This is a genomic window from Kribbella endophytica (genome assembly GCF_054781295.1).
Genome location: NZ_BAAGUR010000003.1, coordinates 536,865 through 549,955, shown reverse-complemented (window position 1 = coordinate 549,955; position 13,091 = coordinate 536,865). Strand labels below are relative to the sequence as shown.

At 68.7% G+C, this 13,091-nt stretch carries 13 protein-coding genes; 8 read left to right on the top strand and 5 right to left on the bottom strand.

Going from position 1 to position 13,091, the window contains the following annotated elements:
- The first annotated feature begins 239 nt into the window (after positions 1-239).
- Together ACYVIO_RS28865 and ACYVIO_RS28860 are read left to right on the top strand one after the other, a co-directional pair.
- Entirely contained in the window at positions 240-2,294 is a 2,055-nt protein-coding gene (locus ACYVIO_RS28865) for a M4 family metallopeptidase (RefSeq protein WP_460654055.1), read from the top strand.
- A 106-nt stretch (positions 2,295-2,400) separates the two neighbouring features.
- Entirely contained in the window at positions 2,401-3,825 is a 1,425-nt protein-coding gene (locus ACYVIO_RS28860) for a M20/M25/M40 family metallo-hydrolase (RefSeq protein ID WP_460654054.1), read from the top strand.
- On the opposite strand, the gene ACYVIO_RS28855 is transcribed toward ACYVIO_RS28860, so the two are convergent.
- Positions 3,822-4,316 (bottom strand): hypothetical protein, encoded by a 495-nt coding sequence (locus ACYVIO_RS28855; RefSeq protein ID WP_460654053.1) that lies wholly within the window; start codon positions 4,314-4,316, stop codon positions 3,822-3,824. The genes ACYVIO_RS28860 and ACYVIO_RS28855 overlap by 4 nt on opposite strands.
- Positions 4,317-4,432: 116 nt before the next feature.
- Between ACYVIO_RS28855 and ACYVIO_RS28850 the strand changes: the two genes are divergently transcribed.
- Complete coding sequence (locus tag ACYVIO_RS28850) at positions 4,433-4,831, top strand: nitroreductase/quinone reductase family protein (RefSeq protein WP_460654052.1); 399 nt, start codon at positions 4,433-4,435, stop codon at positions 4,829-4,831.
- On the opposite strand, the gene ACYVIO_RS28845 is transcribed toward ACYVIO_RS28850, so the two are convergent.
- Complete coding sequence (locus ACYVIO_RS28845; protein ID WP_460654051.1) at positions 4,824-5,999, bottom strand: phosphotransferase; 1,176 nt, start codon at positions 5,997-5,999, stop codon at positions 4,824-4,826. The two genes, ACYVIO_RS28850 and ACYVIO_RS28845, sit on opposite strands and share 8 nt — an antisense overlap.
- A 55-nt stretch (positions 6,000-6,054) precedes the next feature.
- On the opposite strand from ACYVIO_RS28845, the gene ACYVIO_RS28840 reads away from it, so the two are divergent.
- A complete protein-coding gene (locus tag ACYVIO_RS28840; protein WP_460654050.1) occupies positions 6,055-6,510 on the top strand; it encodes a MarR family transcriptional regulator in 456 nt (151 codons plus the stop codon).
- Positions 6,511-6,516: 6 nt separating this feature from the next.
- On the opposite strand, the gene trhA is transcribed toward ACYVIO_RS28840, so the two are convergent.
- Positions 6,517-7,233 carry a PAQR family membrane homeostasis protein TrhA gene (trhA, locus tag ACYVIO_RS28835; RefSeq protein ID WP_460654049.1) on the bottom strand — a complete coding sequence of 239 codons (717 nt, stop codon included), beginning with the start codon at positions 7,231-7,233 and terminating at the stop codon, positions 6,517-6,519.
- A gap of 297 nt (positions 7,234-7,530) precedes the next feature.
- On the opposite strand from trhA, the gene ACYVIO_RS28830 reads away from it, so the two are divergent.
- On the top strand, positions 7,531-8,310 hold the full coding sequence (locus ACYVIO_RS28830; protein ID WP_425834091.1) for an isoprenyl transferase: 780 nt from the start codon (positions 7,531-7,533) through the stop codon (positions 8,308-8,310).
- Between the two features lie 3 nt (positions 8,311-8,313).
- Here ACYVIO_RS28830 and ACYVIO_RS28825 read toward each other — a convergent pair whose 3' ends face one another.
- On the bottom strand, positions 8,314-9,384 hold the full coding sequence (locus ACYVIO_RS28825) for an NYN domain-containing protein (protein WP_460654048.1): 1,071 nt from the start codon (positions 9,382-9,384) through the stop codon (positions 8,314-8,316).
- Between the two features lie 409 nt (positions 9,385-9,793).
- Here ACYVIO_RS28825 and ACYVIO_RS28820 point away from each other — a divergent pair, with 409 nt between their 5' ends.
- The 3 genes from ACYVIO_RS28820 to ACYVIO_RS28810 all read left to right on the top strand — a co-directional run bounded on the left by ACYVIO_RS28820 (position 9,794) and on the right by ACYVIO_RS28810 (position 12,677).
- Complete coding sequence (locus tag ACYVIO_RS28820) at positions 9,794-11,128, top strand: PhoH family protein (RefSeq protein ID WP_460654047.1); 1,335 nt, start codon at positions 9,794-9,796, stop codon at positions 11,126-11,128.
- Positions 11,129-11,323: 195 nt separating this feature from the next.
- Positions 11,324-12,022, top strand: coding sequence for an aggregation-promoting factor C-terminal-like domain-containing protein (locus ACYVIO_RS28815; protein ID WP_460654046.1), 699 nt, complete (start codon positions 11,324-11,326; stop codon positions 12,020-12,022).
- 7 nt (positions 12,023-12,029) lie between these two features.
- Complete coding sequence (locus tag ACYVIO_RS28810; protein ID WP_460654045.1) at positions 12,030-12,677, top strand: spermidine synthase; 648 nt, start codon at positions 12,030-12,032, stop codon at positions 12,675-12,677.
- On the opposite strand, the gene ACYVIO_RS28805 is transcribed toward ACYVIO_RS28810, so the two are convergent.
- Complete coding sequence (locus ACYVIO_RS28805; RefSeq protein ID WP_460654044.1) at positions 12,665-13,039, bottom strand: DUF3224 domain-containing protein; 375 nt, start codon at positions 13,037-13,039, stop codon at positions 12,665-12,667. The genes ACYVIO_RS28810 and ACYVIO_RS28805 overlap by 13 nt on opposite strands.
- Positions 13,040-13,091 lie beyond the last annotated feature (52 nt).

The window sequence follows — 13,091 nt, the reverse complement described above, 5'->3', positions numbered from 1 at the left end:
GCGGGTTTTCCCTGTCGTTTCGCGAGATTCCCTTGACTCTTGCCCGACTGAGGCGCAGAGTCCTCCCTCAGTCGGATGTAACAGGATGCGCATGTCCTGACACACAGTGTCACAAATGAGGCAGTGGCACTGCTGGGTCAGTTGCGTCCGGCGTCCCCAATTGAATTGGTCGCTGCGCCCAAACAGCGACCACACCGTGAGGAGATGTTGTCTTGAAACGACTGACATCAGCAGGGGCGGTGGCCATCGTCGCAGCTGCGGGTCTGGCTGCGACCATCACCGGCACGCCCGCCGGAGCCGCCAACCGTACGGCCCCGCTCCCGGCATCCGGCTTCAACGAGCCGGCCGCCATCAAGGCCGAGAACGCGCTGACCGCGCAGACGGCCGCCGCCCTCGGACTCGGCGGAGGCGAGCAGCTCGTCGCCCGCGGCGTCGCGGCGGACCCGGACGGCACCGAGTTCGTGCACTACGACCGCACCTACAACGGCCTGAAGGTCGTCGGCGGTGACCTGATCGTCAAGCGCAAGGGCGAGGCGATCGGCGGGGTGACGTACAACCGCAACGCCAAGAGCGTCGCCGTCAGCTCGACCAAGCCGACCTTGTCCCAGGCCTCGGCGCTCGGCACGGCGGCCAAGTCGGCCGAGTTCAAGGCAACCAGCAACAAGGGTTCGCTGATCGTCTTCGCGGCCACCGGCAAGCCGGTCCTGGCCTACGAGGTCGTCACCACCGGCACCAAGGCCGACCAGACCCCGTCGGTCCTGCACAGCTACATCGACGCCAAGTCCGGCGCCGTCCTTGCCCAGGACGACGAGATCAAGACCGGTACCGGCAACTCGATGTACTCCGGCACGGTGAGCATCGGTACGTCGGGCAGCTTCTCGATGACGGACCCGAGCCGTGGTGGCAACTACACCACCGACCTGAACGGTGCGACGTCCGGCAACGGCACCACCTTCACGGACCCCGACGACACCTGGGGCAGCGGCACCACCGCGAACCGCCAGACCGCCGGTGTCGACGCGCACTTCGGCGCCCAGCTGACCTGGGACTACTACAAGAACGTCCACGGCCGCAACGGCATCTTCAACAACGGTCAGGGTGCGCGGTCCCGCGTGCACTACGGCAACGCGTACGTGAACGCCTTCTGGGACGGCACCCAGATGACGTACGGCGACGGATCGGGCAACGCCCGCCCGCTGACCGCCATCGACGTGGCCGGCCACGAGATGAGCCACGGTGTCACCGAGGCGACCGCGAACCTGAACTACTTCGGCGACGCGGGCGGCCTGAACGAGTCCACCTCGGACATCTTCGGCACCGCTGTGGAGTTCTCGGCGAACAACTCGTCCGACCCGGGTGACTACCTGATCGGCGAGAAGATCAACATCAACGGCAACGGCACGCCGCTGCGCTACATGGACAAGCCGTCGAAGGACGGTGCCAGCAAGGACTGCTGGACCACCAGCACCGGCGGGCTCGACCCGCACTACTCCTCCGGCCCGCTGAACCACTGGTTCTACCTGGCCTCCGAGGGCACCGGCAGCAAGGTCATCGGTGGGGTCACCCACGCGAGCACCGCCTGCAACGGCGCCACCATCGCCGGCGTCACCCGTGACGTCGCCGCCAAGGTCTGGTACCGGACGCTGAGCACCAAGCTCACCTCGGGCAGCACCTACAAGGACGCCCGCGAAGGCGCCATCAACTCGGCCAAGGAGCTGTACGGCGCGGACTCCGCGCAGTGCAAGGGCATCGAGGCCGCGTTCACCGGCATCTCCGTCCCGGCCGGCACCGCCGCCTGTGGCGGTGGCACCGACCCGGAGCCGCCGACCGGTGACAACCTGATCAAGAACCCGGGCTTCGAGTCCGGCGCCACCAACTGGGGCGGCACCACCGGAGTGATCACCAACTCCAGCTCCAAGCCGGCCCACGGCGGCAGCTACAAGGCGTGGCTGCAGGGCAACGGTCGCTCGACGACGGAGAACGTCACCCAGTCCGTCGCCATCCCGGCGGCGGCCACCGCGGCCAGCCTGTCGTTCTGGATCCGGATCGACACCGCGGAGACCACCGGCTCGACGGTCTACGACACGGTGAAGGTGCAGGTCGTCGACGGTGGCACCACCACCACGCTCGGCACCCTGTCGAACCTGAACAAGTCGACGTCGTACGTGCAGAAGACCTTCAACGTGACGCAGTACAAGGGCAAGACGGTCACGGTGAAGTTCCTCGGCCAGGAAGACTCGTCGCTGCAGACGAGCTTCGTGATCGACGACGTCTCGCTGGTCGCCGGCTCCTGATCTGAGCCTGCTGGTCCCGTCCGGGGCGCACACCTCCCGCCCGAGGCTGTGCGCCCCGGACTCTTTTGTTGGACACAGTCTTTGTGAGGCAAGGGAGTCCAATCACATGTCCAAGTCCCTTCTGTACGGCGTCGTCGGCGCCGCACTCGTCTCCACCGCCCTGGTGCCGAGCGCCCCCGCCGACGCGACGGTCGTTGCCGAGTCACCCGACATCTCCGTCACCAACGTCAAGGCCCATCTCGACCAGCTCCAGTCGATTGCCACCAGCAACGGTGGCAACCGCTACACCGGCCGCCCCGGCTACCGCGCCTCGGCCGACTGGGTGAAGTCCAAGCTCGACGCGGCCGGCTACACCACCACGCTGCAGTCCTTCTCGACGTCGGCCGGTACGTCGTACAACGTGATCGCGGAGTGGCCGCACGGCGACGCGAACCACGTCGTGATGACCGGCTCGCACCTGGACAGCGTCAGCGTCGGTCCGGGCATCAACGACAACGGCACCGGCAGCTCCGGTGTCCTGGAGACCGCGCTCGCGTACGCCGCGAGCGGCCAGACCCCGCGGAACCGTCTGCGCTTCGGCTTCTGGGGTGCCGAGGAGCTCGGTCTGCTCGGCTCGAAGTACTACGTCAACAACCTGCCGTCGGCCGAACGCGACAAGGTCGAGTTGTACCTGAACTTCGACATGACCGGCTCGCCGAACCCGGGCTACTTCGTCTACAACGACAACCCGGCCGGCAACGGTGCGCGCGACGACCTGACGGCGTACTTCACCAGCAAGTCGATCCAGACCGAGTACATCGACGTGCAGGGCCGGTCCGACCACGCGGCCTTCCGGTCGCTCGGAATCCCCACGGCGGGGACGTTCTCCGGTGCCGAGGGCATCAAGACCTCGGCCCAGGCGACGAAGTGGGGCGGGACGGCCGGGCAGGCGTACGACCCCTGCTACCACCGGTCCTGCGACACGATCAGCAACCTGAACCTGACCTCGCTGGACCGGCAGAGCGACGCGATCGGCCACATGGTCTGGAACTACGCGCAGAAGGACTACGGCACGACCAACCCGCCGACCGGCGGCAACCTGCTGCTCAACCCGGGCTTCGAGTCCGGCGCGACGAACTGGACCGGGACCACCGGCGTGATCACCAACTCCAGCTCGAAGCCGGCGCACGGCGGCAGCTACAAGGCCTGGCTGCAGGGCAACGGACGGTCGAGCACCGAGAACGTCGGCCAGTCGGTCGCGATCCCGGCCTCGGCGACGGCGGCGAGCCTGTCGTTCTGGATCCGGATCGACACCGCGGAGACCACGGGGTCCACGGTGTACGACACGGTGAAGGTCCAGGTGGTCGACGGCGCGACGACGTCCACGCTGGCGACCTTGTCGAACCTGAACAAGGCCACGGCGTACGTGCAGAAGACGTACGACGTCACGGCGTACAAGGGCAAGACGGTGACGGTGAAGTTCCTCGGTCAGGAGGACTCGTCGCTGCAGACCTCGTTCGTGATCGACGACGTGGTGCTGGGTACGAGCTAGACCGGTTTGCAGAGTTTGCCGGGCGCGGCGGCTTCGGTGAGCAGTTGGGTCACCGGAGTCGCCAGCGGCTTCAGGCGCGGGTCTTCCATCCGGGCGATTCCGCCGCCGGCCGAGATCGCGATGATCATGTCGTCGGGGTGCTTGATCGTCGGCTTGGTCGAACCGATGCCGGCCCAGTCGACCTGGCTCACCGCGTCGTTGAGCGACGTGAGGAAGGCCGCGTCGAGCTTGCACTTGTGCGTCTGCTTGCCGCGCTGGCTCACGGTGGTGACACCGTCGGTGCCGATCACGACCTTGTCGTCGAAGCCCGCGAAACCACCGGTGCGGGTGACGGTGATCGGCCCCGCCTCGGGTGTGCTCGGTGTCGGAGTGCTGGTCGCGGGGGAACTCGGGCTGGGACTGCTTCCGGCGCCCGAGTCGTCTCCGCAGCCGGCCAACAGCAGACCGGCGGCGGCAGTAGCAGTTGCGGCGGCAAGACGAAGGTTCCTCACACCCTCATGCATACCCACTTCCATGCGGGCGGCAGACTTCGTGCATGGGCTGGTACACGAATGTCATCCGGCTGTTAGGGCGCCGGCCCTGGTTCGCCACTGTCGGTCGCACTCTCATGCCTCTTGATCGCTGGCTGCAACGACGCACCGGTGGGCGGGTCAACATCCTCGGCAAGAGCGCGCTGCCGACGCTGCTGCTGACCACCACCGGCCGCAAGTCGGGCGAGCCGCGGACCGTGCCGCTGATCTACGCGCACGACGGCGACTCGTTCGTGGTGACCGCGTCCAACTGGGGCCAGCAGCACCATCCGGCCTGGTCCGGCAACCTGATCGCCTGCGGTGACGCGGTCGTGGCGTTGCCGGGCGGCCGCGACGTACCGGTCCGGGCCGCGCTCGCCGAAGGGGCCGAGCGCGACCGCGTCTGGCCGCTGGTGACGAAGGTGTGGCCGGCGTACGACACGTACGTCGTACGCAGTGGTCGGGACATCCGGGTCTTCGTGCTGTCGCCTAGTTGAGCTGCCTGGTCAGGTCGACCAGGGCCCGGGTGAGCATCACCCGGTTCTCGAACAGCACGTGGTCGGCGGCCGACGCGGGCTTGCCGAGACTCTCCAGCGGAAGCGCGGTGAACGTCGCCCGGGCCAGCAAGGACCCCAGGTACCCGTAGCGGACCTGCTCCAGCGGCACCGGCATGCCCTCGGCGGCCAACCCCTCCGTGAACGCCTCGAGGATCACGCGGTGCACAGCAGGGAGCGCGGCGGGCGACAGCTCACCGGCGTGGGCCAGCCCCACGAGGAGCTGGCCCAGATCGAAACCGACGGCCTGCGGGCAGTCGAAACCCCAGTCGATGACCACGAACTCGTCCGGACTGCCCAACGGGACCAGCAGGTTCTGCGGGCTCGCGTCCCCGTGCTGGTAGCACTGCGGCAGAGCATCGAGGGCATCCAGTACGGCGGGCAACTGCTCGCCCAGCTCGAGCAGGTCGTCGCGCAGGCTGTGGTCGCCGGTGTTGCAGACGGCCGACGCGAGCAACGGATGGCGCCAGGTCTCCTTGTCGGCCAGCGCGGGCAGTGCCGTCATCAGGACCCGGCCCTCGGCGTAGTACCGCAGGCCGACGCCCGGCTTGTCGACGTCCGTGCGCGGCAGGAACGGAGCCACCAGGTGCGGCCGGCGGCGGGCGGACAGCCGGCCGAGCAGGAAGGCCGCCCGGCCGAAGCGCTCCAGGCCCCAGATCCCCGGCTCCTGGACGACGTGCTCCATCCACAGCGTCGCGCGGTCGTCGTCGTACTCGACGATCCGGTACGTCGTCGGCAGCCGCAGGCCGTCCGGCAGCACGGCGGCGATGTCGCTCTGGTGCACGGCGACCTCCAGCCGCCAGGGCATGTTCTGGACGAACTCCTCGCGGAACGGCTCGGGGATGAGGTGGATCAGGTCCCAGTGCCGCGGGGACTGGAGCTGCTTGACGAAGCTGCACCAGTCGGTGGTGGAGCCGTTGGCCAGCCGGGCCGTGCCGAGGACCCGCAGCAGGGCTGCGGTGCTCGGCGTACCGATCTCGTAGGGGAAGGTCTCGACCCGACTGCTGAGCGGCACGGCGGACGGGTCGCCGGTGACGGCCCGGACGAGCTCGGTGAGCTGGACGTCGTCGAGCGCGTCCCGGCCGAGTGGTTCGAGTGCGGTGATGGTCATCAGATTCCCCCCGAAAAGCAAAGCAGCTTTACCATTTGGATAGTAAAGTGGCTTTATGACTTCCGTCAACGGCCTTTCGGGTCTGAACCATCCGCCGCACGTGGCCAACCTGCTGGGCGCGGTGATGGCGACGATGCGCGACGAGATCCTGGAGGGTTCGGGACAGCCGTTCCCGGGCCTCCGGGTGTCGCACTACCGGCTGCTCGACCTGATTCCGCCGGACGGCGCGCGGATCACCGATCTGGCCGCGCACGCGGGGATGAGCAAGCAGGGGCTCGGTCAGCACGTCGACTACCTGCAGGCACACGGGTACGCCGAGTCCGCGCGGCTGGAGACGGATCGAAGGGTGCGGCTGGTCCGGCGTACGCGCAAGGGCGACGAGGCGACGGCGTTCGCCCGGGGCGCGATCGACCGCGTGGAGCAACTGTGGGCCGAGCGGCTGGGCAACGACCGGTACGCCGACTTCCGGAAGGCGCTGATCGAGATCGGCGGCAACCGGATCGAGGCGTAGAGCGGCTCAGCCCGCCTGGTAGGTGGCGATGCTGACGGCGACGTAGTGGCAGACGAACGCGGCCACCGTGCACGCGTGGAAGATCTCGTGGAAGCCGAACCACAGCGGTGACGGGTTCGGCCGCTTGGTGCCGTAGATGACCGCGCCGATCGAGTAGAGCCCGCCGCCGATCGCCAGCAGCGTCACCACGGCCGCGCCGCCGAGGTGGTAGAAGTCGCCCATCCAGAAGATCGCGACCCAGCCCAGGGCCAGGTAGATCGGGGTGTAGAGCCAGCGCGGGGCGCCGACCCAGAAGATCCGGAACAGGATGCCGATCAGCGCGCCACCCCAGGCCAGGCTGAGCAGCAGGATCCGATCGTTGCCGCGGAGCAGCACCACCCCCAGCGGGGTGTAGGTGCCGGCGATCAGCAGGAAGATGTTGCTGTGGTCGAGCCGGCGCAGGACCGCCTCGCCGGTCGGGCCCCAGTAGAACCGGTGGTAGAGCGCCGAGATGCCGAACAGCAGCATCGAGCCCAGCGTGTAGACGGCCGCGGCCCAGCGGGCGCTCGTGGTCGGGGCGAGGCAGATCAGCACGATGCCCGCGGCGGTCGCCAACGGGAAGGTGCCGGCGTGCAGCCAGCCGCGCAGTTTCGGCTTCAGGGCCTGGCCCAGGCGGTGCCCGGTCTCACGTTCGGCCGGCGGTTCGGTGGGGGTGGTGCCGTCGGTCACGGTCTTGGCCGTCATACGCCATCCTCCTCGGAACGCCGTCGGAACTCGTACCTACGCAACCGTAACCTACGGTTGCGTAGGTTCAATGGTCCTCAAGGATGAAATGTAGGCCACCTCACGGCGTACGGGAGAGTCGGCCGGAGTGTTCCGCGACACTCACTGAAGTGTCTGATGCGATCGAGAGTCGATAAGTTCGATGTTCGTCAAGGCCTCTGCGACCCCGCCGATCTGGGCTAGCCTCGTTGGGGCACGCCTGCACCACCTCCGATCCCGCAGACGGCCCGGTCGAGGACTCGAGGAGAACACCTGCCCATGCGGACACCCGGCAAGCAGCGCCTGCGCAACGCCGTGTACGGACTGTACGAGCGCCGGCTGGCGCGCTCCCTGTCCCCGGACCGGATGCCGCGCCACATCGGCGTGATCATCGACGGCAACCGGCGCTGGGCCCGGGCCTCGGGCGATCCGGTGTCGCGCGGGCACGAGGCGGGCGCGAGCAAGATCTCGGAGTTCCTGGGCTGGTGCGACGAGGTCGGCGTCAAGGTGGTGACGGTCTGGATGCTGTCCACCGACAACCTGACCCGCCCGGCCGACGAGCTGGAGCCGCTGCTGCGGATCATCGAGCAGACCGTCGAGGAGATGGCCGCGGTCGGTGGCCGGCGGATCCACCCGGTGGGAGCGCTGGACCTGCTGCCGTCGGCGACCGCGGAGGTGCTGAAGAGCGCGGAGACCGCGACGCAGCACGTCGACGGCCTGCTGGTGAACGTCGCCGTCGGGTACGGCGGGCGCCGCGAGCTGGCCGACGCGGTCCGCTCGCTGCTGCTGGAGGAGGCCGCCAAGGGCATCTCGATCGAGGAGCTGGCCGAGCGCGTCGACGTCGAGCACATCGCCGAGCACCTGTACACGAAGGGTCAGCCGGACCCGGACCTCGTCATCCGCACCTCCGGCGAGCAGCGTCTCGGCGGCTTCCTGCTGTGGCAGAGCGCGCTGTCGGAGTTCTACTTCTGCGAGGCCCTGTGGCCCGACTTCCGGCACGTCGACTTCCTGCGCGCGATCCGCTCGTACGCCCAGCGCGAGCGCCGCTTCGGCGTCTGAACGTCAACTGACCGATCCCACGACGGGTTTGGCTGGTTCTCCGCGGCCACAGCGGGTGCAGGTGCCTCGACGACGCAGGTAGTACGCGTACGCCGCGACGCCGAGCGCCGTACCCCAGCCGACCCACAGCACCCCGGGCATCACCAGCCCCCAGGCCGACCCGGGGTTGTCATCGATCAGTCGCAGGTTCATCAGCCCGGCCGGGATCAGCACCACCGCCACGATCAGGGCCGGGACGATCGCCCGCGACGGCGGCACCCGGCGCCCGGCCCGCCACCAGATCCAGCGCGGGTACACCTCGCCCCACCCCTGCACGAGCCCGTGCGTCAGGATGCTCCCGCCGACCCCCAGCAGGGCCATCGCGAGCCCGATCTCGAGCATGCCCGGGGTGTCGCTCATCATCTGGCGGAACTCGTCGGAGATCCCCAGCGGCCACCCGAAGTACCAGGCGACGCGGGTGAACTCGTACGGCACGTTCGAGAGCACCGCGACCCAGACCGCCCGGCGTCCCCACCGCAGCGCCGATTCCGGCGTCGTCCAGGCCGCCGGCGGCCCGTGTCGGCGTCCGCAGGACACGCAGGCCTTCCGGGCTCGGCGGTGGTACGCGATCGCCGTAGCGGCCCACAGGAGCCCGCCGAGGAAGATCAGCAGCACGTTCACGCGGTGCCAGTACAGGATGTCCTCGAGCCCGCCCTGCTGACCGGGGACCCCGGTGAACGCGAACACCAGCAACGCGGGGGACAGGGCAAGGACCGCGAGCGGCGTGTAGTCGGGGATCGCGAGCGTCAGCCCGACCGCCAGCACGGCCCCGAATGCCTGCGGCAACCACCCGCGCGGCCGTCGTACCGTCATCAGCACCGCGACCACCGCGCCGGTGAACCCGAGCACGGCCATCACCGGCGCCACCACGTCCACCGGAGCGCCTTCCAGCAGCGACGCCGTGGACCGGTCGTCCTCGATCCTCGCGAACGGGTATCCCGCGCCGCCCGTTGCCCAGAAAACGCCCAGCACGCCGTACGCGAAGGACCAGAGGGCTGTCGCGCACCCGATCCAGATCGACCAGTTCTTCCGCATGGATCCAGCCTGGTTCGTACGCTGCGTGAGCGGATCCCTCCTGCGGGCGATCGGCTTCCCCCGCACGGGTGAACGGGCGGGCGGCAACGTGTAACAAGCCGTTAACCCCGTGGGCGGGCGTGTCGGGCTGCGGCGTTTCGCGGACCGTCCTACTCTCGGTGGTGACGGTCGGAGGGGAAGCCGGCTGTCGCGGGAGGCCCGATCAGATGAGAATCGCTCGCCAGCCGGTTGCCCCATGAGGGGCAGAACGGAGTGCCCGAGACCTACGGTCTCGATCTTGCTGATCCCCGGCCACGCCACGGCGTGCCGGAGGGGGTCTGCACCAGACCTCCGGGCCTGTTCCCGGTCCACTACCTAACCACTGGTGGGCCGGGCGTGGTGCACGCTGCGGCCCGAGAGGACGTGCGACATGGCTGCCACCCACGCCAAGGCGTCAAGCACCTCATCCACGCCGGACCAGCGCACTTACGTGCTGGACACCTCGGTCCTGCTCAGCGACCCGCACGCGATGGAGCGGTTCGACGAGCACGAGGTGATCATTCCGGTCGTCGTTGTCACCGAACTGGAGGGCAAACGGCATCACCCCGAACTCGGCTACTTCGCCCGCACCGCGCTGCGCATGCTGGACGAGTTCAGGATTCTGCACGGACGTCTGGACGCACCCCTGCCAGTGGGGGAGAAGGGTGGAACCCTCAGGGTCGAGCTGAACCACACCGATCCTGAGGGCCTGCCGGCCGGTTTCCGGCTCGGCGACAACGACAGCCGTATCCTCGCGGTGGCCTGCAACTACAAGGCCGAGGGCCGCGACGTCACGCTGGTCTCGAAGGACCTGCCGATGCGGGTCAAGGCGTCGGCCTGCGGCCTGGTGGCCGAGGAGTACCGCGCGGAGCTCACGCTGGAGTCCGGCTGGACCGGTATGAGCGAGCTCGAGGTCGAGACGGCCGACGTCGACAGCCTGTACGAGGACGGCGTACTGGAACTGCGGCAGGCCGGTGAGTTCCCGACCCACACCGGTCTGGTGCTGCTGTCGGACCGCGGCAGTGCGCTCGGCCGGGTGATGCCCGACAAGCGGGTCCGGCTGGTCCGCGGCGACCGGGAAGCGTTCGGCCTCCGCGGCCGGTCCGCCGAGCAGCGAGTCGCGCTCGACCTCCTGCTCGACCCCGACGTCGGCATCGTCTCGCTCGGTGGCCGGGCCGGCACCGGCAAGTCGGCGCTGGCACTGTGCGCCGGCCTGGAGGCGGTGATGGAACGGCGGCAGCACAAGAAGGTGGTCGTCTTCCGCCCGCTGTTCGCGGTCGGCGGCCAGGAGCTGGGCTACCTGCCCGGTTCGGAGTCGGAGAAGATGCAGCCGTGGGCGCAGGCCGTCTACGACACGCTGGGCGCGCTGACCAGCCCGGACGTGATCGACGAGGTGATGGACCGCGGCATGCTCGAGGTGATGCCGCTGACCCACATCCGCGGGCGCTCGCTGCACGACGCGTTCGTGATCGTCGACGAGGCCCAGTCGCTGGAGCGCAACGTGCTGCTCACGGTGCTGTCCCGGATCGGTGCGAACTCCCGCGTGGTGCTCACCCACGACGTCGCGCAGCGCGACAACCTGCGGGTCGGGCGGCACGACGGCGTCGTCGCGGTGGTCGAGAAGCTGAAGGGGCACCCGCTGTTCGCCCACGTCACGCTGACCCGGTCGGAGCGTTCGCCGATCGCCGCGCTGGTGACCGAGATGCTCGAGGACGTGCAGCTCTGAGGGGCGCTTGCGCCGTCGTACGGCGGTGGTTCTGGGGTAGTTCTGTAAAGCCAATTTAAAACTTCTGCGATACCCGGTGCGGCCACACGCCATGTGGCCGCACCGTGTCTTGTGACCTGCTTGTGATCACGGTCTGTTTAGGTCAGAGTATGTTCCTGTTGCAGCCGACGGGGGTCGGGTATCTCGGAAGGACAGATGAAAGCGAAGCGCTCCGTCGCGGTCCTGGCGGTCACTGGGATCGCCGTCGTCTCGATCGTCGCGAGTATCGATCTCTTCAGCTCCCCCAAGACCAGCGCGGCCTCCGACCCGGTCTCCGGGCGGGCCGAGCTCGCCGCGCTGAACAGTGAGAAGAGCCGCGACGCCAAGAAGCCGTCCGCCAAGCCGCAGAGCGTCGAGGAGCAGGCCGCGGAGGTGACCCGGCTGCGCAACCAGATCGAGGCCGTCGAGACCGCCCGCAAGACCATGCAGGACCAGGCCGCACTGCGCCGCAAGGCCAAGAACGCCGCCCTGGCCCGGTACGAGGCGCTCCAGAAGACGAACAACGACTCCCGCAAGGAGCGCGCCAGCCGCGACGCCGCCCGCAAGGAGCTCGAGGGCACGCCGAAGGAGATCGCGCTCAACCTGCTCGACAACCACGGCTGGAAGGAGAGCCAGTTCTCCTGCCTCGACAAGCTGTGGACCAAGGAGTCCCGCTGGAAGGTGTCCGCGGACAACCCGACCTCCAGCGCGTACGGCATCCCGCAGGCGCTGCCCGGCAAGCGGATGGCCGAGTACGGCTCCGACTGGCGCACCAACCCGGTCACCCAGATCAAGTGGGGCCTCGACTACATCGAGGACGCCTACGGCTCCCCCTGCGAGGCCTGGGCCCACTCGAGAGCGAAGAACTGGTACTGATACCTCTGTGACTTCAGAGGTGGCTCGCGCGGCGAGCGAGCGTGGGGAACTGGTGCTGCGGCGGCGGGCTGATGGTGCGCTGGAGCTGCGGGTGAACGGCGTGTTCGTGATGGACGACCAGGAGACCTCCAGCGAGGAGTTGCTGGCCGAGGTTGCCTTGGTGGGTTCGCCGTCGCGGGTGCTGGTGGGCGGCCTGGGGCTGGGCTACACCGTGCGGGCGTTGCTGGCTTCGTCGGCGGTGCGTGAGATCGTCGTGGCCGAGATCGAGCCGGCGTTGGTGGAGTGGATGCGCGAGGGCCTGGTGCCTTCGGTGCTGGACGATCCGCGGGTGGTGGTTGCCGTCGGCGACGTTCGTGACGTGGTCGCCGGGCTTCGGGATTCTGTGGATGCGATCCTGCTGGACGTCGACAACGGGCCGGACTTCCTCGTGTACGACGGGAACGCGGCGATCTACACCGACGGGTTCCTCGGCGTGTGCCGGTCGAAGTTGCGGCCCGGTGGCGTGCTGACGGTCTGGTCCTCGTCCGCGTCGAGCGCGCTGGAAGGGGCTATCGGCAACGTCTTCGGGGCGTGCGTCGTCTCGCCCGTCCCGGTGGCGCTGCAGGGACGGGACGAGACGTACTACGTCTACCAGGGAACGGTTCAGCCCTCGTAGTCGACGGTCAAACGCGGGCCCTTGTCGTCGTGCTCGAAGACGACCGTGCCGGTCAGGCCGGTGAGGTCGCCGGTCGCGGCGACGATCTTGCCGCGGGACGCGTTCTCGTCGGCGGTCGCGCCGTGCACGATCACGAACGAGCCCTCGCGGCCGGCGAGCGTGCCGGTGAAGCGCTCGACCGCGGTGTACGCCGCGGGGCCGGCCGGCGTACCGGCCATCAGCAGCTCGGCCGAGCTGGTGCCGACCAGTTCGCCGTCGGCGAAGGACTTCGCGACCGTGGCGCGGCCGAGCTCGACCCCGTCGGCCTCGTCGTAGGTGGACTGGTCCCACTTGGTGATCTCGAACGACTGGGTGAACGGCATCGGTACTCCTCGGTGCGCGTCGTGGGTTGGGGATGTGGCGTTGTCCACAGAC